The sequence below is a fragment of the Streptomyces sp. Pv4-95 genome, assembly GCF_045782725.1.
GTDB lineage: Bacteria > Actinomycetota > Actinomycetes > Streptomycetales > Streptomycetaceae > Streptomyces.
On the sequence record NZ_CP127172.1, the window covers coordinates 4,051,708 to 4,070,050 of the forward strand.

The following is an 18,343-nucleotide window of genomic DNA, read 5'->3' on the forward strand; positions in this document are numbered from 1 at the left end:
CCGCCCGCTCAGGACGCCATCGGCAGCGCCGCTCCCTCGCGCCACTTGAGGATCTTGTCGAAGCTGACGACCGCGCCGCGCCGGCCCGTGCGGTTGCGGTAGCGGACGTGGTCGGTGAGGGCCTCGATGAGGAAGAGGCCGCGGCCGGCCTCGGCGTACGGGGGAGCCTGCGCGGGGGCCGGGGCCGGCAGCGGGGCGGGGTCCACGGCGGCCCGGCCGGTGGGCGGGCACTGCGGGCGGCTGAAGCCGGGGCCGGAGTCGGTCACCTCGATGCGGCAGGTGTCGCCGTCGATGAAGGCCGTGACGCGGTAGTCCTCGGTCGCGGCGTCACCGCCGTGCTCGACGGCGTTCGCACAGGCTTCGGACAGGGCCACCGACAGGTCGTAGCAGATGTCGGGGTCGACGCCCGCCGCTTCCATGGTGCCCAGCAGCAGACGACGGGCGAGCGGCACACTTGCCGCCTCGCGCCGCAAGTGGAGGGACCACCAGATGCTCATCGCTCCAGCCTCCTGGCCGCGGCTCGACATACCGATACGTATTGCCGCACCGTATGGTCCGTAAGCGTGTCCGGGATGTGACACCGCTCATTCGGCGGATGCGGCACCAAGCGCACCGGTGTAGGCGCACTCTGTGGCGCGCGCCCCCGTGCGCCCCACCGGGCGCCGATGCGGCCCCCGCACGCGGCGCTGAGCGGCGCCCTGCCGTAGGCAGCCGAGGGGCGCAGTGGGATGATGACGCCGCCATGACTGCCTCGCCAGCCCCCACAGCGCGCGCAGCTGCCGACCTACGGCTGCTGCGTGCCGCGGTGTTCACCGCGGTCTGCGTCGCGCTGTCCGCGGCCGGGCACATGGCGGCCTCGTTCTCCGCCGTCCCGCTGTGGACCCTGGGCGTCGCCGCTGTCGTCGTGTTCGCGGTCGCCGCCCCGCTGGCCGGGCGGGAACGGTCGCTGCCGTCGATCGCCGCCGGACTGGCCGTGGGGCAGGTGACACTGCACGCGCTGTTCGCGCTGGGTCAGCAGCCGGCCTCCGCCGTCGCGAAGACCGGCGGCAACGGCGTCGCGGGCCTCTCCGACCACGCGGCGATCACCATGGCCCGTCAGGTGGCATGCGGCCTGGGAACCGGCCCGCTGGACGGCGACGCGGCGCGGCGCATCCTCGGCTCGGGCGGCTTCGACACCGCCCTGGCGGCCGGCTCCGCCGGACACGCCGGACACCGGATGTCGGCCGGGGCGACCGCCGATCCGGCCATGGCGCACTGTCTGCTGCCGTCCCTGCCGATGCTGCTCGGGCACCTGCTCGCGGCGCTCGCGCTCGGGTGGCTGCTGCGCCGGGGCGAGGCGGCACTCTGGCGGCTGGTCCGGCTGTCGGCTCCTGCGGCGCGCGAAGTCGCCGCCCAGGCGCTCGTCGTCGCGCTGCGCGGGGCGCTCACGCTGGTGGGCGCCCTGATCGCCGGGCCGGCCACCGCGCACGACAACACGCTGCGCGCCCCCGTTTCGTACGGGGATGACAAACCGGGCCCGCAGGTCCTCGCGCTCCACCACAGTGTCGTCAGGCGGGGGCCACCCACCCTGGCCCTCGCGGCCTGACGACACGCGAAGCACTCCCCCACCGGACGGGTACGGGCTCTCGCGCCGTCGCCGCATGCGCGCCAGAGCAATTCCTCCGAACCGTTCTCCTGTCTGTGGAGTGTTTTCTACATGTCGAAGATGTCGCACCTCTCGCACCCGGCGCCCGCGCGTACCTCGGCCGGCCCGGCCGACGGCCCCACCGCCTCCGCGCGCCCCGGGCGGCGGCTGGCCCGCCGGCTGCCCGTCCTGGGCGGGATCGCCGCGGGCAGCGTGCTGCTGCTCGCCGGCCCGGCCTTCGCGCACGTCAGCGTCCAGCCCGAGGCGGCCGAGAAGGGCGGCTACGCCACGGTCAACTTCAAGGTGCCCAACGAGCGTGACGACGCCTCGACGGTGAAGCTGGAGGTCAACCTGCCGACCGACCACCCGCTGGCGTCCGTCATGCCACAGCCGGTGCCCGGCTGGAAGGTGGAGGTCACCAAGACCAAGCTCGACAAGCCGCTGGAGATGCACGGCGAGAAGATCAACGAGGCGCCCTCGAAGATCACTTGGACCGCGGACGGCAAGGGCGTCGAGCCCGGCCAGTTCCAGCAGTTCCCGGTCTCCGTCGGCCAGCTGCCCGAGGACGCCGACCAGCTCGTCTTCAAGGCCCTCCAGACGTACGACGACAAGGAGGTCGTGCGCTGGATCGAGCCGGCGAAGGAGGGCGGCCCGGAGCCGGAGAACCCGGCGCCGGTGCTGAAGCTCACCGCGGCGACCGGCGACGGCCACGGCCACGGCGCGGGTGCCGCGGGCGACGACGCCAAGAGCACCGAGGACGGCGGCAAGCACACCGAGGCCGCCGAGGACGCGTCCGGCAGCGACACCCTGGCACGCGTGCTGGCCGTCGTCGGCATCGTCGTCGGCATCGCCGGAGTCGGCTTCGGCGTCCTCGCCGGCCGGCGCCGCAGCTCCTGACCTGCGACCGGGCCGGCACCGACGCGCGCCGGCCCGGCGCTCCATCCCCTGGACACACGGACATTTCTGCAATGCGTAGAAGGACCATGCTGGCGTCCGCCCTCGCGGCGGCCGCAGCCCTCACCCTGACCGCCTGTGGCCCCGACGACGGCAAGCCCGCCGCCGATGTCTCCGGCTCCACCTCCCGGCCGATCGTCACGCTCGACAGCCCGCTGGAGAAGCCGGATCTTCAGCTGACCGACTCCGACGGCGAGAAGTACGACCTGCTGGAGAAGACCAAGGGCCACCCGACCCTCATCTACTTCGGCTACACCAACTGCCCGGACGTCTGCCCGCTGACGATGGCCAACATCGCCGTCGCGGTCAAACAGCTGCCGAAGGCGGAACAGGACGACCTGCGCGTCCTGTTCGTCACCTCCGACCCCGAACGCGACACCCCCGCCGCCCTCAAGAAGTGGCTCGCCGGCATCGACGCGGACTTCACCGGCCTGACCGGCTCGTTCGACGCCATCCAGCAGGGCGCGCGCAGCGTGAACATCGGCATCGAGAAGCCGGTCAAGAAGAAGAACGGCGATGTCGTCTCGACGCACGGTGCCCAGGTCCTGCTGTCGTCCGCCAAGGACGACCGGATCCACTGGATGGGCATGCAGGAGGCGACCGCCGACAACTACACCAAGGCACTGCCGAAGATCATCAAGGGACAGAACCCGTGAACCGCCGCATAACCCTGACCGCCGCTCTCGCTCTCACCGCAGGTCTCACGCTCGCCGGCTGCGGCGGCGGGGACGCCAAGGCCCCGGAACTCAAGGTCTCCGGCGCATACATGCCGCAGCCGGTCACGCAGGACATGGCCGGTGCGTTCCTCGTCGTCAAGAACACCGGCGACACCGCCGACAAGCTCACCTCGGTCACCAGCGACCTGTCCAAGGACATCACGATCCACAAGACGGTCGGCAGCAAGATGGAGGAGGTCCCCTCCCTGAACGTGCCGGCCGGCGGTGAGCTCACGCTCGCCCGTGGCGGCAACCACCTGATGTTCATGGGCCTGAAGAACAAGCCCGCCGAGGGCGACACCGTCACCATCGAGCTGCACTTCGCGACCGCCGACCCGATCACGGTCGACGTCCCGGTGAAGTCGGTCTCGTACGCGCCGAAGAAGTAGCGGCGGTGGAGACCACGGCACCCGACCGGAAGTAAGGGGAGCACCACTATGGCCATCACCGGCTCCTGGCCGCGGCGGTCCGCCGCGCTGCGCCTGCTGGTCCTCGCGGCGGCGCTGCTGGCCGCGCTGCTCGGCGGCGCGGCCCCGGCCGACGCGCACGCCGCGCTGACCGGCAGCACTCCCGCCCAGGGGTCGGTGGTGGACCGTGCCCCCGAGCAGGTCACACTCAGCTTCTCCGAGGGTGTCGCGATGGGCGACGACTCCATCCGGGTCCTGGACCCCCAGGGCAAGCGGGTGGACCGCGGCAAGCTGCGCAACCTGTGCAGCGGCAGCGTCGTCAAGTACGGCGCGGGACTGCCGCCGGGCCTGGCCGACGGCACGTACACCGTCGCCTGGCAGGCGGTCTCCGCGGACAGCCACCCCGTCTCCGGCGCCTTCACCTTCTCCGTCGGCGCACCCTCCAAGACCACCGCCGCGGTCCCCGAACAGGAGGTCGGCGGCGGGCTGGTGGGTGCCCTCTACGGCATCGCCCGCTACCTCGCCTACGCCGGTTTCGTGCTGCTGGCCGGCGGCGCCGCCTTCGTCGTGGCCTGCCGCCCGGCCGCCGCCCGGGTCCGGTCCGTCCAGCGCCTGGTCGTCCAGGGCTGGGCCGCGCTGACCGCGGCCACCATCGCGATGCTGCTGCTGCGCGCCCCGTACACCGGGTCCGGCGACCTCGCCGATGTCTTCGATCTCGGCGGTCTCCAGCAGGTCCTGGCGACCAAGCCGGGCGCCGCGCTGGTCTCCCGGATCCTGCTGCTCGCCGCCGCGGCGCTGTTCGTCGCGGTGCTCTTCGGGGCGTACGCGCGGGCGCTGGAGCCGGCTCAGGGGGACGAGACCGGTGAGGCGGACGGCGCGGAGCGGGGCGAGGAGAGCGAGGCGGAGGCGGCTCGGCGGCGCGCGGACCTCACCAGGGGGCTGGGCATCGGCGGAGTGATCGTCGCCGCCGGGCTCGCCGCGACCTGGGCGATGGCCGAACACGCCTCGACCGGTCTGCAGACCGCCGTCGCGATGCCCGTCGATGTCCTGCACCTGCTCGCGGTCGCCGCCTGGCTGGGCGGGCTGACCGCCCTGGTCGTGTCCCTGTACTGGGGGCCGCCGGTGGAGCGCGCCGCCGTCCGCCGCTTCTCGCGGATCGCGTTCGGCTCGGTGGTGGTGCTGGTGGCCACCGGGATCTACCAGTCCTGGCGGCAGGTGGGCAGCTGGGACGCCCTGACCGACACCTCCTACGGGCGGCTTCTGCTGCTCAAGGCGGGCCTGGTCGTGGTGCTCGTCGGCATCGCCTGGACGTCCCGGCGGTGGACGGCCCGGCTCACGGAGCTCCGTACGGAGACGGCGGGGGCGGCGACGAGCCCGGCACCGGGTCCGTCCGAGGGGGCGGCCGCGCCCGCTTCCGTATCCGGACCGGAGACCGAGTCCGAGACCGGAACCGAGTCCGAGTCCGAGACGGAGACGGAGACGGAGACGGAACGCGAGCGCACGCCTGTGGCGGTCGTCGCCGCGTCCGCGTCGGTGTCCACCACCGACTCCGGGACAGACTCAGGGACCGACTCCACGAACGACTCAGGAACGGACTCCGGGTCGGACTGCGGGACGGGTGAGGCGTCCGACGCCGCCGCCGGCTCCGCGTCCGCCGCCACCGGCGACGACCCGGTCGACGCCGACCGCGCGGCTCAACTCGCCCGTCAGCGGGCCGCGTTGAGCACCGCACGCACCAAGCGCATGCGCGACGCCGATCCGCAGCGGCTGGGGCTGCGGCGGTCGGTGCTGGCGGAGGCGACGGTCGCGGTCGTGCTGCTCGCGGTGACCACCGTGCTGACGGCCACCGAACCGGCCCGTACGGAAGCCGCGGTGAAAGCCGCCGAGGCCGGGCAGTCCGCCGACACCAACCAGCCGCGGGTACTGACCATCCCGTTCGACACCGGCGGCCCGCGGGGCAAGGGCACCGCGCGTATCGACCTCGACCCCGGGCGCAGCGGCAGCGCCAACGAGCTGCATCTGCGGATCTCCGACGGCTCGGGCGCGACCATGGACGTCCCCGAGGTGAAGATCTCCTTCACCCTGAAGGACAAGAAGCTCGGGCCGCTCCCCGTCGTGCCCGACCACATCAGCGAAGGTCACTGGAGCGCGAGCGGCGTCCAGCTGCCGGTCCCCGGGAAGTGGCAGCTCTCGCTGCTCGTGCGGACCTCCGACATCGACCAGGTGACCGAGACCAGGAACGTGAAGATCGACCGATGAGCAAGCAGACCCCGGGCAGGAAGACGCCCGGCAAGAAGATCCCCGGGCCCGGCCGCGCGCCTGGGCCTGCTGCCACGGCGACCGCCGACAAGGCCGCCGCACCGGCCGGGCCCGACGCGCCCGTCCTGGAGCTGTCCCGCCGCCGGCTGCTCGGCACCGTCGGTGCGGCGGGCGCGGCCGGGCTGGTCGCGGGCGGCGCCGGCGGCGCCCTCACGGTCACCGCCGCGCGCGACGACGCCCCCGCGCCCCTCACCGGCATCGGCTCGACCGAGGTCGCGTTCCGCGAGGAGCGTGCCGCGCACCAGTCGGGCATCACCACCCCGTTGCAGGCCAACGGCCACCTCCTCGCCTTCGACCTGGCGCCCGGCACGGACCGCAAGGGCGCGGCCGCCCTGCTGCGCCGCTGGTCCCGGACGGCCGAGGAGCTGATGGCGGGCCGGACGCCGGACGCCGACACCGGGGTCGCGCTCGACGCGGGCCCCTCCTCCTTGACCGTCACCTTCGGCTTCGGCCACAGCTTCTTCGGACGTACCGGCCTGCAGAAGAAGCGCCCGGTCCAGCTCGACCCGCTGCCCGACTTCTCCTCGGACGCCTTGGATCCGGGGCGCAGCAACGGCGATCTGTGGATCCAGATCGGCGCGGATGACGCGCTGGTCGCCTTTCACGCGCTGCGCGCGCTGCAGAAGGAGGCGGCGGGGCGGGCGCGCCTGCGATGGCAGATGAACGGCTTCAACCGCACGCCCGGCGCCACCGCCCGTCCCATGACCACCCGCAATCTGATGGGGCAGATCGACGGCACCAACAATCCCCGGCCGTCGGACCCGGACTTCGACGCGCGCATCTTCGTGGACCGCGACACCGACCAGGAGTGGATGCGCGGCGGCTCGTTCGCCGTCGTCCGCCGTATCCGGATGCTGCTGGACGACTGGGAGAAGCGTTCACGCCGCGAACAGGAGCGGGTCATCGGCCGCCGCAAGGACAACGGCGCGCCGCTGACCGGCGGGGCCGAGACCACCCCGATGCGGCTGGACGAGACCGGCGCCGACGGGCTGCCGGTCATCCCCGCGGACGCGCACGCCAGGATCGCCGCGCCGGAGTCCAACCAGGGCGCGGCGATGCTGCGCCGCCCGTTCTCCTTCCACGACGGGTTCCGCGACGACGGTGCCCCGGACGCGGGGCTGCTCTTCATCTGCTGGCAGGCCGATCCGCTGCGCGCCTTCACCCAGGTCCAGCGGAAGCTCGACCGCGGCGACGCGCTGTCGCCCTTCCTGCGGCACGAGGCGAGCGGCCTGTACGCGGTGCCGCCCGCCGCGGAGCCGGGGGACTACGTGGGCCGTCCCCTGCTGGAGGGCTGAGGGAAGTGGCCGCTGGGCCGGGAAACGGCTCGGTATCGTGACAGGGCAGGGAGATCGGCGGGTTGCCCCCGCAATGACGCGAGGGAGTCCTTTGTGATGTCGGCCAGTCGCTATACGTATCTCGGCCCCGCGGGCACCTTCACGGAGGCCGCCCTGCGCACGCTCCCGGAGGCGGCCACCCGCGAGCTGGTGCCGATGGTGTCGGTGCCGGCCGCCCTGGACGCGGTGCGCGGCGGTGAGGCGGCCGCGGCGCTGGTGCCGATCGAGAACTCCGTCGAGGGCGGGGTGACGACCACCCTCGACGAGCTGGCCTCCGGCGAGCCGCTGATGATCTACCGCGAGGTGCTGCTGCCGATCGCGTTCGCGCTGCTGGTGCGCCCCGGTACGGCCCTGCACGACGTGAAGACGGTGACCGGCCACCCGGTCGCCCAGCCACAGGTGCGCAAGTGGCTGGCGACCCAGCTCCCGGAGGCGCTCTGGGAGTCGGCGGCCTCGAACGCGGACGGCGCGCGACTGGTGCAGGAGGGCCGCTACGACGGTGCCTTCGCGGGCGAGTTCGCGGCCGCCACGTACGGTCTGGAGCCGCTGGTCTCCGACATCCACGACGCGCAGAACGCCGCCACCCGCTTCGTGCTGGTGGGCCGGCCCGCCCGGCCCGCGTCGCCGACCGGCGCGGACAAGACGTCGGTCGTGCTGTGGCTGCGCGAGGACCACCCGGGCGCGCTGCTGGAGCTGCTGCAGGAGTACGCGGTCCGCGGCGTCAACATGATGCGGATCGAGTCCCGGCCGACCGGCGAGGGCATCGGCCGCTACTGCTTCTCCGTCGACTGCGAGGGGCACCTCACCGACCGCCGGGTCAGCGAGGTCCTGATGGGGCTCAAGCGGGTCTGCCGCGAGGTGCGCTTCCTCGGCTCGTATCCGCGGGCGGACAAGGTGACGGCGACCGTGCGCCAGGAGATGACGGACGCGGCCTTCACGGAGGCGTCGGACTGGCTCGGGCGTTGCCTGGACGGGCGGGCCTGACGGGCGGTCCGGTGCGTGGGACCTGCGACTTCGACCGGGTCCCACGGTTGTCCACAAAGTTATCCACAGGGCTGGTTCTCGACCTGTGGGTAAGTCGACACGGGAGTCGGACAGAGTCGACAAATCCCTCTACCGACCCCACAACGCTCCACAGTGCCCCACAGCAGCTCACGTGGTGCCGCGTCAGCACAATTCCCGTGATCAATCCTTTAGAGCTAGTCAATCCCACACGAAAGAGTGCGGGAAGGGGGTTTGGGCGAGGAATCCATAGCCGAGCATTCGAAGGTCGGAATGATCAGTTCCGACTTCCACAGATCTCACACACAGCCTGTGGATAAGAATCCCTCAACCCCCACCCCCTGTGGAAAACCGAGGCGTCCGACCCGTCCGGCCACCGGCCCAACTCGCCGCCCCCGACCGGTTGATCACTCGTCACGCACTCCGCGAATGCCCCATACCGGCGAATGCCCGCGAATTCCCCGGCGGTTTTCCGGGCGGCTCCGGAGATGATCCTTTCCCGCATTCCACCCCCCACCCCTCGGGGAATAAAATTCCCCAAAACGGACAAAGCGGAACGCGGGGGAATGTGGCGTCGAGGGCCGGGGCCCGGCCCCGGTAGCCTGGTGGGGTGATTGACCTTCGCCTGCTCCGTGAGGACCCCGACCGTGTGCGCGCCTCCCAGCGCGCCCGTGGAGAGGACGTCGCCCTCGTCGACGCGCTTCTCTCCGCCGACGAGCGGCGCAGGTCGTCCAGCGTCCGCTTCGACGAGCTGCGTGCCGAGCAGAAGTCGCTCGGCAAGCTCATCCCCAAGGCCGCCGGTGACGAGAAGGCCGAGCTGCTGAAGAAGGCCGGCGAGCTGTCCGCCGCCGTCAAGGCCGCCGACGCCGCACAGGACGAGGCCAAGGACGAGACGCAGGCACTGCTGCGCAAGCTCGGCAACCTCGTCCACCCGGACGTGCCGATCGGCGGCGAGGAGGACTTCACCGTCCTCGAAACCCTCGGCACACCGCGCGACTTCGCGGCCGAGGGCTTCACGCCCAAGGACCACCTGGAGATCGGCGAGCTGCTCGGCGCGATCGACGTCGAGCGCGGCGCCAAGGTCTCCGGATCGCGCTTCTACTACCTCACCGGCATCGGCGCGCTGCTGGAGCTCGCGCTCGTCAACGCCGCCATCGCGCAGGCCACCGCGGCGGGCTTCACGCCCATGCTGACCCCGGCCCTGGTGCGTCCGCGCGCCATGGAGGGCACCGGCTTCCTCGGCCAGGCCGCGGAGAACGTCTACCACCTGGAGAAGGACGACTACTACCTGGTCGGCACCTCCGAGGTCCCGCTCGCCGCGTACCACATGGACGAGATCGTCGACGCGGCCAAGCTGCCGCTGCGCTACGCCGGTTTCTCGCCCTGCTTCCGCCGCGAGGCCGGCACCTACGGCAAGGACACCCGCGGCATCTTCCGGGTCCACCAGTTCGACAAGGTCGAGATGTTCTCCTACGTCGCGCCGGACGACGCGCAGGCGGAGCACCAGCGGCTGCTGGACTGGGAGAAGCAGTGGCTGACCGGCCTGGAGCTGCCGTTCCAGGTGATCGATGTCGCCACCGGTGACCTCGGCTCCTCGGCCTCGCGCAAGTTCGACTGCGAGGCGTGGATCCCGACCCAGGGCAAGTACCGCGAGCTGACCTCGGCATCGAACTGCGACGAGTTCCAGGCCCGCCGGCTGTCGGTGCGGATGCGGGAGAACGTCGACGGCAAGCAGCGGGTCTCGCCGCTGGCCACCCTCAACGGCACGCTCTGCGCCGTCCCCCGCACCATCGTGGCGATCTTCGAGAACCACCAGCTGCCGGACGGCTCGGTGCGCGTTCCCGAGATGCTCCGCCCCTACCTGGGCGGCCGGGAGATCCTGGAGCCCGTCGCCAAGTGACCGCCGCAGGCTCCACGGTGCCCGCCCCTCGGGCACTGCCGTACAAGCTCATCGCGACGGATCTCGACGGGACGCTGCTGCGGCACGACGAGACCATCTCCGAGCGCACCCGCGACGCGCTCGCCGCGGCCACCGCGGCGGGTGCGGCGCACATCGTCGTCACCGGGCGCGCGGTCCCCTGGACCCGGCACATCCTCGACAGCCTGGACTACCAGGGGCTGGCGGTGTGCGGTCAGGGCGCGCAGGTCTACCACGCCGGTGAGCACCGGCTGCTGACGTCGGTGACCCTGGACCGGCAGCTGGCCGGACTCGCGCTGTCCAAGATCGAGGCGGAGACCGGCCCGCTGCTGCTGGCCGCGAGCCGGGACGGCCTGGAGGGCGAGGTGCTGGTGGCCCCCGGCTACCGCATCCAGGAGGGCCCGCTGCCCAACGTCATGATCGACGACCCGGGCGAGCTGTGGGCGGCACCGCTCAACAAGGTCTACCTCCAGCACCCGACGCTCGACGACGACGCCCTGGCCGGGGTCGCGCGCGAGATCGCCGGGGACCTGGTGGGCGTGACGGTGTCCGGCGAGGGCATCGTCGAGCTGCTGCCGCTGGGTCTGACGAAGGCCACCGGCCTGTCGCTCGCCGCCCGCCGCCTGGGCATCACGGCCAAGGAGACCCTGGCCTTCGGCGACATGCCCAACGACATCTCGATGTTCGCCTGGGCCGCGTACGGCGTGGCGATGGCCAACGCCCATGACGAACTCAAGGCCGTCGCCGACGAGATCACCGCCTCCAACGAAGAGGACGGCATCGCGGACGTCCTGGAGCGGCTCTACCCCTGCACCGCCCCCGCGGGCGCCGAGGGCACGACGGCCTGACCCTCCTGGGAACCCCCGGCGCGCCATGAGCGCCTGCCTCGGCGACCACGCCGGGGGTGACGCCAACTTCCTTCATCTCAGGGCGCCTTGGGCAACACGGCGGTTGGCCTGGTGTCCGCACAAGGGCCGCACGGGGGCCACCCGTCGGCCACCGCGCGGCAGCATCGCGTCAAGTCCCGGCCGTTCGGCGTCAATGACGCGTCAGCGGACGGAGCCCGACGGTTTTCCCGGGCATAGCGTCAGTATCGAGCCCCGACGCATCCTTCCCGCCGGCCGGGGCCACTGTCCTCTGCGAGGAGCTTCGCCGTGTCCCACATCCTGTACGCGGAAGATCCCGAGCCTGCCGAACGCCTCCCGGCCGGGCCCCTGTTCGTTCCCGTCCGGCCGGGACCCGCGGGCTGCACGGCCCGCCTGTTCCGGACGCCGCTCGGTGGCCGTACCGCCGTCGGCTTCACCTCGCCGCAGCGGCTGGCCGCGGCGCTCGGCGGGGGCCAGCCCTGGATAAGGCTCTCCGAGCCGGCGCTGCGCGCGCTGGCCGAGCCGGTCGGAGTGGCGATGGTGACCGTCGACCCCCGGTTCCGCCCCGAAGCCGCGCCGCGGCAGCACCTACGGGCCGTCTGAGGGAGCAGTCACACCATGACTCACCACACTCTGCCCCGGGCCGACACCTCGCCTGTGCCCGCCCCTCCGGCCGACCGGCCGACCCCTGCCCCGGCCGTCCCGGCGGCCACCGAACCACGGGCCACGGTCGGCCCGGCGCCCGCCCGGCCCGCCACGGTCCCCGTGCCGCGGGCGGCCGAGCCCGACGCGCCGCCCTCGGCCCCGGAGAGCGTGCCGCTGTCCGTCTGGCCGACCTCCGCGCTGCCGCTCCCGGACGGCGGCATCTCCGTCGGCGGCGTCCCCCTCACCCAGCTGGCCGAACGCTTCGGCACCCCCGCCTACGTCCTGGACGAGGGAGAGGTCCGGCTCCGCTGCCGGGCCTATGTGCGGGCATTTCCCGAAGCCGATGTCTTCTACGCGGCGAAGGCGTTCCTCTGCCGCGCCATGGCGAACTGGGTCCGGGAGGAGGGCCTCGGCCTCGACGTCTGCTCCGCCGGCGAGCTGGAGCTGGCCGTCTCCACGGGGTTCCCCGCCGAGCGGATCCTGCTGCACGGCAACGCCAAGAGCCCGGCCGACCTGCGGACGGCGCTCCGGCTCGGCGTCGGCCGGATCGTCATCGACAGCACCTCGGAGATCGCCCGGCTCGCCGCTCTCGTCCCGGTGGGGAGCCGGCAGAAGGTGCTGATCCGGGTCGTGCCCGGGATCGCTGCCGGCGGCCACGCCAAGATCCGTACCGGGACCGACGACCAGAAGTTCGGCCTGTCGCTCACCGACGGGTCCGCCCGGCACGCCATCGCCCGGGTACTCGGCCAGAAGGGCCTCGAACTCGTCGGACTGCACTGCCACTTGGGCTCGCAGATCACCACCGTCAAGCCGTTCCTTTCCGCCGTACGACGGCTGGTCGGCCTACTCGCCCGGATCCGCGATCAGCACGGCAGCACACTGCCCGAGCTGGATCTGGGCGGCGGCCACGGCATCGCCTACCGCCCCGGCGAGCCCGCACTGGACCTCGCCTGCCTCGGCACGAAGGTCCGGGCCGAACTGGCCCGCGGCTGCGCGGCGGCCGGACTGCCGGTGCCCCGGCTGGCCATCGAACCGGGCCGCGCCATCGCGGGCCCCGCGGGCATCGCGCTCTACCGGGTGCTTGCCGTCAAGCAGACCGGCGCTCACCGGTTCGTGGCGGTGGACGGCGGCATGAGCGACAACCCCCGGCCCGCGCTGTACGGGGTGCGCTACGCGCCCCTGCTGGTCGGCCGGCGCAGCTGCGCCGCGCCCGAACCGGCCACCGTCGTCGGGCGGCACTGCGAGGCGGGCGACATCCTCGCCTCCGACGTCGCGCTGCCCGGCGACGTCCGGCCCGGTGACCTGCTCGCCGTCCCCGTCGCCGGCGCGTACCACCTCTCCATGGCCTCCGGCTACAACCTCGTCGGACGCCCACCGGTCGTCGCCGTCACCGCGGGCCACGCGCGCCTCCTGGTCCGCCGTGAGTCCCTGGCCGACATCCAGGAGCGGGACATCGGGCTCTAGCGGGAGACCGGGCAGGCAGGCGGAGGGGGATGAGGGCGGCCGTGGAGTGCGGCCTTCGTCCCCCTGCACTCTTGCGTGTACCCTGAATGCATCAGTTGTAGGATGACTGGGCAACCGGGCAGAGCCCGCGACACCGCAGGGACCGCGGCGGCGCGAACACCGACAGAGGGGCGGCCGGACGGCATGGCATTGCAGGCAGCGGGGCGGCAGTCCCTGGTGGACACCGTCGTCGAGGCCCTGCGGTCCCAGCTGGCGGCCGGCGAGTGGAAGGTCGGGGCGCGCATCCCCACCGAACACGCCCTCGCCGAACAGCTCCAGGTCGGCCGGAACACCGTCCGGGAAGCGATCCGCGTCCTCGTGCACGCCGGGATGCTGCGCTCACGCCAGGGCGAGGGCACCTTCGTGGTGTCCGCCGCCGACCCCGGCGACATCATGCGCGGCGTCCAGCGCGCCGGTATCCGCGATGTCCTGGAGCTGCGGATCGCGCTGGAGGCGGAGGCCGCCCGGCTGGCGGCGCTGCGGCACGAGCCCGCCGACCTGGAGCGGATGCGGGCGGCCCTGGACGCCCAGGCCCGGCTGGCGGACGCCGCGGGACAACCCGCCTCCGGCAGCGTTGAGCTCTACGCCGACCATGACATCGCCTTCCACAGGGCCGTCGTCGAGGCCGCGCACAACACCGCGCTCACCGCGACCTACGGCTGGTTCAGCAGTTCCGTGCGCGAGGCGCTGGTCAGCGCGCTCGACGACCAGGCGATGCCGAAGGTCGTGCACGGTGACCACCGCGCCGTCATGGACGCCATCGCGGCGGGTGACCCCGAGGCCGCGGAACGGGCCACGCGCGAGCTGCTGGACAAGCCGAAACGGGCCGTGGAGGCCCTGCTCGCCGACGACTGAGTCCGAGGCCGCAGGCGCGCGGAGACACGGGCCCCTTGGCTCTTCCCCCTCCCGCAGCGCGCAGCAGCTGCCCGTCGTGCCGGCACACGCCCCGACGGCTCCCCCACACACAAGGCAATCGATAGGCGAGGTACGCACGCATGTCAGGGACCAGGTTCGAATCACCCTTGATCGACGCGGAGGAGGAGACGACCTCGGCGCCGGAGGCCGCCGCGGTCCGCCGTCGGCTGCGGGCGCACCCGGCCCTCCTCCTCGCCGGGATCGTCCTCGCGGCGCTCAACATGCGGGCCGCGCTCGCCGGCGTCTCACCGCTGCTCGGTGAGATCGGTGCGCACTTCCACCTCACCGCGACCGCCAGCAGCCTGGTGACGACCATTCCGCTGATCTTCATGGGCCTGGGCTCGATCGCCGCGCCGAAGCTGGCCCACCGCTGGGGCACCGAGGCGGTGCTGTGCGGGGCGCTGATGCTGCTGTGCGGCGGCATCGTGCTGCGCATCGCCCCGCCCGTCGTCGCGCTGTTCGCGGGCTGTGCGGTGGTCGGCACCGCCATAGCCCTGCTGAACGTGCTGATGCCGGGCCTGATCAAGCGCGACTTCCCGGACCGGGCCGCCGGTATGACGGCGCTGTACTCCACCGCGATGATCCTGGGCGCGACCGTCTCCGCCGCGACCGCCGTGCCGCTGGAGAGCGCGCTGGGCGCCTGGCAGGGTTCGCTCGTCTCCTGGTCGCTGCTGGCCGCCGTCGCGGCGCTCGTCTGGATCCCGCAGACCGTGCTCAGCCGCCGCGGCCGCAGTGCCGCGCGCTCCGGCGGGCCGGGGGAGAGCCGCCACGGCAACACGCCCGCGCAGGCGGCCGGGAGCGGACCGAGGCTGAGCCGCTCCCCGCTGGCCTGGCAGGTCACGCTCTTCATGGGGTCGCAGTCGCTGATCGCCTACGTGACCATCGCCTGGATGCCGACGATCCTCACCGACCACGGCATGGCCAAGGGCGAGGCCGGTCTGGTCTTCGCCTTCAGCACGCTGGTGCAGATGGCCGGTTCGTTCGTGGTGCCGATGCTCGCGGGCCGGATGCGCCGCCAGCGGCTGCTGGGCGTCACCGTCTCCTCGCTGATGGCCTGCGGCGTCGCGGGGCTGCTGGTGGCGCCGGTGGCCGGCGCCTGGCTGTGGGCCGCGCTGCTCGGCATCGGGCAGGGCGGCGCGCTGGGCCTGGCGCTGACGATGATGGTGCTCCGGTCCGGCGACGCGCACACCGCGGCCCGGCTCTCCGGGATGTCCCAGACCGGCGGCTATCTCCTCGCCGCGGTCGGCCCGCTCGCCCTCGGCGCGGTCCACCAGGCGACGGGCGGCTGGACCGTCCCCCTCCTGGTCCTCCTCGGCGTCTGCGCCGGACTCGCCCTTCTGGGCGTCGGCGCGGGCCGAGACCGCCGGATCGGGGACACGGCCTGAGGCCGCCCCACCGGGCCGCCACCCGTGCGGCTCCACGGCGCCGCCCCTCGGCTGCTCATCTTCCGAAGTGATCAAGGGGGAGGGCATCCCGTCCGACCGCTGACTGGCTTACGGTGCCCTCATGAGCGATGTTGAGCGCACCGTTCGCCGGCCACGCAAGCGGATCTCCCGCACCGGCCGGCTCCTTCTTGCGGCCGGGCTGTGTGTCCTGGTGGCCCTCGCCGTGCTCCTCGTGCCCCGGCTGCTGAGCAAGGGGCCGGAGCGGGCGGAGACGCTGACCGTCCCGGAGGGCATGCGGGCCAAGCAGATCTACGCCGCCGCGGACAAGGCCCTCCATGTGGCCGAGGGCACCACCGCGAAGGCGGCCGAAAGAGCGCGGCTCAAGCTGCCGGACGAGGCGAAGGGCAACCCGGAGGGCTACCTCTTCCCGGCCACCTATCCGATCCACGACGACACCACCCCCGCCTCGCTGCTCTCCTACATGGTCGACACCGCTCATGACCGGCTGGCCGCGGACGGCATCGCCTCCTACCGGACCGTGGTGATCGCCAGCATCGTGCAGGCCGAGGCGGACCGGCCGGACGACATGGGCAAGGTCGCCCGGGTCATCGACAACCGGCTCGCCGAGAAGATGCCGCTGCAGATGGACTCGACCATCAACTACGCGCTGGGCCGCAGCACGCTCAACACCACGCACTCCGACATCAGGACCGACAGCCCGTACAACACCTACAAGCAGCAGGGCCTGCCGCCCACCCCGATCGACAGCCCCGGGGCGGACGCGCTGAAGGCGGCGGGCTCGCCCCCGGCCGGTGACTGGCTGTACTTCGTGACCGTCAAGCCGGGCGACACCCGCTTCACCGCCGACTACCAGGAACACCTCCGGAACGTCCGGGAGTTCAACGCACAGCAGCAGAGCGGAAGCGGCGAACAGGAGGGGTGAGGTGGGGGCCGCGCCCGCTCACTCCTCCTGCTCGCCGCCCCGCCGGGGCTCCTTCACGCCGTGCCTGCGGCTCTACTCCTCACCCGCGAGGGTCAGTGCCTTCAGCCGGCGACCGGCGTACCAGGTGGCGAGTCCCGTGACGGCCACCAAGAGGAAGACGGCGAGCGGCAGTTGCACCTCCGAGGTGATCGCGCCCTCCGCACCGAACCGCTGCCCCACCGCAAGCGCCCACTGCTGGACGCTGAGCGTCCGCGCGCCGGGGACGAGGTTGCCGAACAGGGCCTCCCACACCAGGGCGTAGACCAGGCCGAAGACGACGGCGTGCCGCGTGATCGTGCCGAGGAAGAGGAACAGGGCGCTGTAGGCGATCGAGGCGACGGCCGCGGCGAGGGCGTACGCCACCGCGATCTGCTGGCTGTTGCCGTTCAGAACGAAGCCCGCCACCAGGACCGGGACGGCGGAGAACACCACCGTCACGCCGATCGCGACCAGCAGCTTGGTGAAAACGATCGTCGAGCGTCGCACCGGCTTGGCCAGCAGATAGACCACCGAGCCGTCGTCGATCTCCGGGCCGATGGCGCCGGTGCCGGCGATGACGCCGATCAGCGGCACCATCGTGCCGAGCGCGAAGCCGCCCAGAATGCCGCTCGCGGTGGCGTCGTCGGCGCCGGCCAGCATGCGGATGGCGAGGGCGATGACGATGAGCAGGGCGGGCAGCGCGAAGAGGATCCCGGCACGCCGCCGGCCGAGCAGGCCGCGGTAGGTGAGCCGGGCGACGGTCGGGTTGAACAGCGAGAACTTCGGAGGGGTCAGGGAATTCGACGGGGCCGTCGGGGAGGTCGTGGACATGCGTCAGGCTCCTTTCAGGCCTCAGGCCGCTACGAGGTAGGAGAAGACGGATTCCAGCGACTCGTCGGAGGGCGAGACCGTCAGGAGGCGGATGCCGTGCTCACGGGCGACCCGCGGCAGGAGGGCGGTGAAGCGGCCGAAGTCGACGGCCTGGATCCGCAGTGCGCCCTCGACGACATCGACCTCGATACCGGACGTCGACGGGTCGGCGATCAGCGCCCCGGCCAGCGCCCGGTCGTTGTCGGACCGGACGAGATAGCGGTGCGGACGGTCCGTCATCAGCCGGCGGATCTTGCGGAAGTCACCGGACGCGGCGTGCCGGCCGGCGACCACCACCTCGATGTGCGAGGCCAGTTGCTCGACCTCTTCGAGGATGTGCGAGGAGAACAGGACCGTACGGCCTTCGTCGCCCATCCGCCGCAGCAGTTCCATCAGCTGCATCCGCTGGCGCGGGTCCATGCCGTTGAACGGCTCGTCGAGCAGCAGCACCGAAGGGTCGTGCACGAGCGCGGAGGCCATCTTCACGCGCTGCCGCATGCCCTTGCTGTACGTCGAGATCTTGCGGTCCTGGGCGTACTCCATGGCCACGGTGGCCAGCGCCCTGGCCGCCTCGGCGCGGCCGAGACCGTGCAACTCGGCGTTGGCCAGGACGAACTCGCGGCCGGTGAGGAAGTCGTACATCGCCTCCCTTTCGGGGACGATGCCGAGGTGGCGGTAGATCCCGGCGTTGCGCCAGATGGTGGCGCCGTCGAGGGTGACGGAGCCGCCCGAGGGCGCGAGGAAGCCGCCCATCATGTTGATCAGCGTCGACTTGCCGGCGCCGTTGGGCCCGAGCAGGCCCGTCACACCGGGGCCGATGGTCATGGTGATGTCGTTGACGGCGACGACATTGCCGAACCAGCGCGAGACGTGGTCGATGTGGAGGGTGGTCATGGCCGCAGCCCCTTCCTTCCAGGGGTGGTG

General features: G+C 72.4%; 17 protein-coding genes. 14 read left to right on the forward strand and 3 right to left on the reverse strand.

Annotated elements, in window-relative coordinates; translation table 11 throughout:
* Nucleotides 1–8: 8 nt before the first annotated feature.
* A complete protein-coding gene (locus QOM21_RS17775; protein ID WP_407551275.1) occupies nucleotides 9–497 on the reverse strand; it encodes an ATP-binding protein in 489 nt (162 codons plus the stop codon).
* 245 nt (nucleotides 498–742) lie between these two features.
* On the opposite strand from QOM21_RS17775, the gene QOM21_RS17780 reads away from it, so the two are divergent.
* The 14 genes from QOM21_RS17780 (at nucleotide 743) to mltG (ending at nucleotide 16,531) form a co-directional block, all read left to right on the forward strand.
* Entirely contained in the window at nucleotides 743–1,585 is an 843-nt protein-coding gene (locus QOM21_RS17780) for a hypothetical protein (protein WP_407551277.1), read from the forward strand.
* A gap of 111 nt (nucleotides 1,586–1,696) precedes the next feature.
* Nucleotides 1,697–2,521, forward strand: a complete 825-nt coding sequence (locus QOM21_RS17785) for a YcnI family protein (RefSeq protein WP_407551279.1) — start codon at nucleotides 1,697–1,699, stop codon at nucleotides 2,519–2,521.
* Nucleotides 2,522–2,592: 71 nt separating this feature from the next.
* Nucleotides 2,593–3,234 (forward strand): SCO family protein, encoded by a 642-nt coding sequence (locus tag QOM21_RS17790; RefSeq protein ID WP_407551281.1) that lies wholly within the window; start codon nucleotides 2,593–2,595, stop codon nucleotides 3,232–3,234.
* A complete protein-coding gene (locus QOM21_RS17795) occupies nucleotides 3,231–3,683 on the forward strand; it encodes a copper chaperone PCu(A)C (RefSeq protein ID WP_407551282.1) in 453 nt (150 codons plus the stop codon). Before QOM21_RS17790 ends, QOM21_RS17795 begins: the two co-directional genes overlap by 4 nt.
* A gap of 48 nt (nucleotides 3,684–3,731) precedes the next feature.
* Complete coding sequence (locus tag QOM21_RS17800) at nucleotides 3,732–5,960, forward strand: copper resistance protein CopC (RefSeq protein WP_407551284.1); 2,229 nt, start codon at nucleotides 3,732–3,734, stop codon at nucleotides 5,958–5,960.
* Nucleotides 5,957–7,315, forward strand: a complete 1,359-nt coding sequence (gene efeB / locus QOM21_RS17805) for an iron uptake transporter deferrochelatase/peroxidase subunit (RefSeq protein ID WP_407551286.1) — start codon at nucleotides 5,957–5,959, stop codon at nucleotides 7,313–7,315. The genes QOM21_RS17800 and efeB overlap by 4 nt, the downstream gene beginning before the upstream one ends.
* 96 nt (nucleotides 7,316–7,411) lie before the next feature.
* Complete coding sequence (pheA, locus tag QOM21_RS17810; RefSeq protein ID WP_407551288.1) at nucleotides 7,412–8,338, forward strand: prephenate dehydratase; 927 nt, start codon at nucleotides 7,412–7,414, stop codon at nucleotides 8,336–8,338.
* Nucleotides 8,339–8,966: 628 nt separating this feature from the next.
* Nucleotides 8,967–10,256 (forward strand): serine--tRNA ligase, encoded by a 1,290-nt coding sequence (gene serS / locus QOM21_RS17815; protein ID WP_407551290.1) that lies wholly within the window; start codon nucleotides 8,967–8,969, stop codon nucleotides 10,254–10,256.
* Nucleotides 10,253–11,122, forward strand: a complete 870-nt coding sequence (locus tag QOM21_RS17820; protein WP_407551292.1) for an HAD family hydrolase — start codon at nucleotides 10,253–10,255, stop codon at nucleotides 11,120–11,122. Before serS ends, QOM21_RS17820 begins: the two co-directional genes overlap by 4 nt.
* A gap of 306 nt (nucleotides 11,123–11,428) precedes the next feature.
* Nucleotides 11,429–11,743: an SAV_915 family protein gene (locus tag QOM21_RS17825; RefSeq protein WP_407551293.1), complete on the forward strand. Its 315-nt coding sequence runs from the start codon at nucleotides 11,429–11,431 to the stop codon at nucleotides 11,741–11,743.
* A 15-nt stretch (nucleotides 11,744–11,758) separates the two neighbouring features.
* Entirely contained in the window at nucleotides 11,759–13,249 is a 1,491-nt protein-coding gene (gene lysA, locus QOM21_RS17830) for a diaminopimelate decarboxylase (RefSeq protein ID WP_407551295.1), read from the forward strand.
* Between the two features lie 183 nt (nucleotides 13,250–13,432).
* Nucleotides 13,433–14,143: a FadR/GntR family transcriptional regulator gene (locus tag QOM21_RS17835; RefSeq protein WP_407551297.1), complete on the forward strand. Its 711-nt coding sequence runs from the start codon at nucleotides 13,433–13,435 to the stop codon at nucleotides 14,141–14,143.
* A gap of 140 nt (nucleotides 14,144–14,283) precedes the next feature.
* Entirely contained in the window at nucleotides 14,284–15,588 is a 1,305-nt protein-coding gene (locus tag QOM21_RS17840; protein ID WP_407551299.1) for a CynX/NimT family MFS transporter, read from the forward strand.
* A gap of 121 nt (nucleotides 15,589–15,709) precedes the next feature.
* Nucleotides 15,710–16,531, forward strand: coding sequence for an endolytic transglycosylase MltG (gene mltG / locus QOM21_RS17845; protein WP_407551301.1), 822 nt, complete (start codon nucleotides 15,710–15,712; stop codon nucleotides 16,529–16,531).
* Nucleotides 16,532–16,603: 72 nt separating this feature from the next.
* On the opposite strand, the gene QOM21_RS17850 is transcribed toward mltG, so the two are convergent.
* Together QOM21_RS17850 and QOM21_RS17855 are read right to left on the reverse strand one after the other, a co-directional pair.
* Nucleotides 16,604–17,323, reverse strand: a complete 720-nt coding sequence (locus tag QOM21_RS17850) for an ABC transporter permease subunit (RefSeq protein ID WP_407555708.1) — start codon at nucleotides 17,321–17,323, stop codon at nucleotides 16,604–16,606.
* A gap of 78 nt (nucleotides 17,324–17,401) precedes the next feature.
* The gene (locus tag QOM21_RS17855) at nucleotides 17,402–18,313 is read right to left on the reverse strand and encodes an ABC transporter ATP-binding protein (RefSeq protein ID WP_407551303.1); all 912 of its coding nucleotides are present in this window, start codon (nucleotides 18,311–18,313) and stop codon (nucleotides 17,402–17,404) included.
* Nucleotides 18,314–18,343 lie beyond the last annotated feature (30 nt).

Excerpts from the sequence above, each read along its gene's own strand:
- QOM21_RS17800 (WP_407551284.1), top strand. The coding sequence starts at position 3,732 with ATGGCCATCACCGGCTCCTGGCCGCGGCGGTCCGCCGCGCTGCGCCTG.
- QOM21_RS17835 (WP_407551297.1), top strand. The coding sequence starts at position 13,433 with ATGGCATTGCAGGCAGCGGGGCGGCAGTCCCTGGTGGACACCGTCGTC.
- lysA (WP_407551295.1), top strand. The coding sequence starts at position 11,759 with ATGACTCACCACACTCTGCCCCGGGCCGACACCTCGCCTGTGCCCGCC.
- QOM21_RS17785 (WP_407551279.1), top strand. The coding sequence starts at position 1,697 with ATGTCGAAGATGTCGCACCTCTCGCACCCGGCGCCCGCGCGTACCTCG.
- efeB (WP_407551286.1), top strand. The coding sequence starts at position 5,957 with ATGAGCAAGCAGACCCCGGGCAGGAAGACGCCCGGCAAGAAGATCCCC.
- pheA (WP_407551288.1), top strand. The coding sequence starts at position 7,412 with ATGTCGGCCAGTCGCTATACGTATCTCGGCCCCGCGGGCACCTTCACG.
- QOM21_RS17790 (WP_407551281.1), top strand. The coding sequence starts at position 2,593 with ATGCGTAGAAGGACCATGCTGGCGTCCGCCCTCGCGGCGGCCGCAGCC.
- QOM21_RS17840 (WP_407551299.1), top strand. The coding sequence starts at position 14,284 with ATGTCAGGGACCAGGTTCGAATCACCCTTGATCGACGCGGAGGAGGAG.
- QOM21_RS17855 (WP_407551303.1), bottom strand. The coding sequence starts at position 18,313 with ATGACCACCCTCCACATCGACCACGTCTCGCGCTGGTTCGGCAATGTC.
- QOM21_RS17780 (WP_407551277.1), top strand. The coding sequence starts at position 743 with ATGACTGCCTCGCCAGCCCCCACAGCGCGCGCAGCTGCCGACCTACGG.
- mltG (WP_407551301.1), top strand. The coding sequence starts at position 15,710 with ATGAGCGATGTTGAGCGCACCGTTCGCCGGCCACGCAAGCGGATCTCC.
- QOM21_RS17775 (WP_407551275.1), bottom strand. The coding sequence starts at position 497 with ATGAGCATCTGGTGGTCCCTCCACTTGCGGCGCGAGGCGGCAAGTGTG.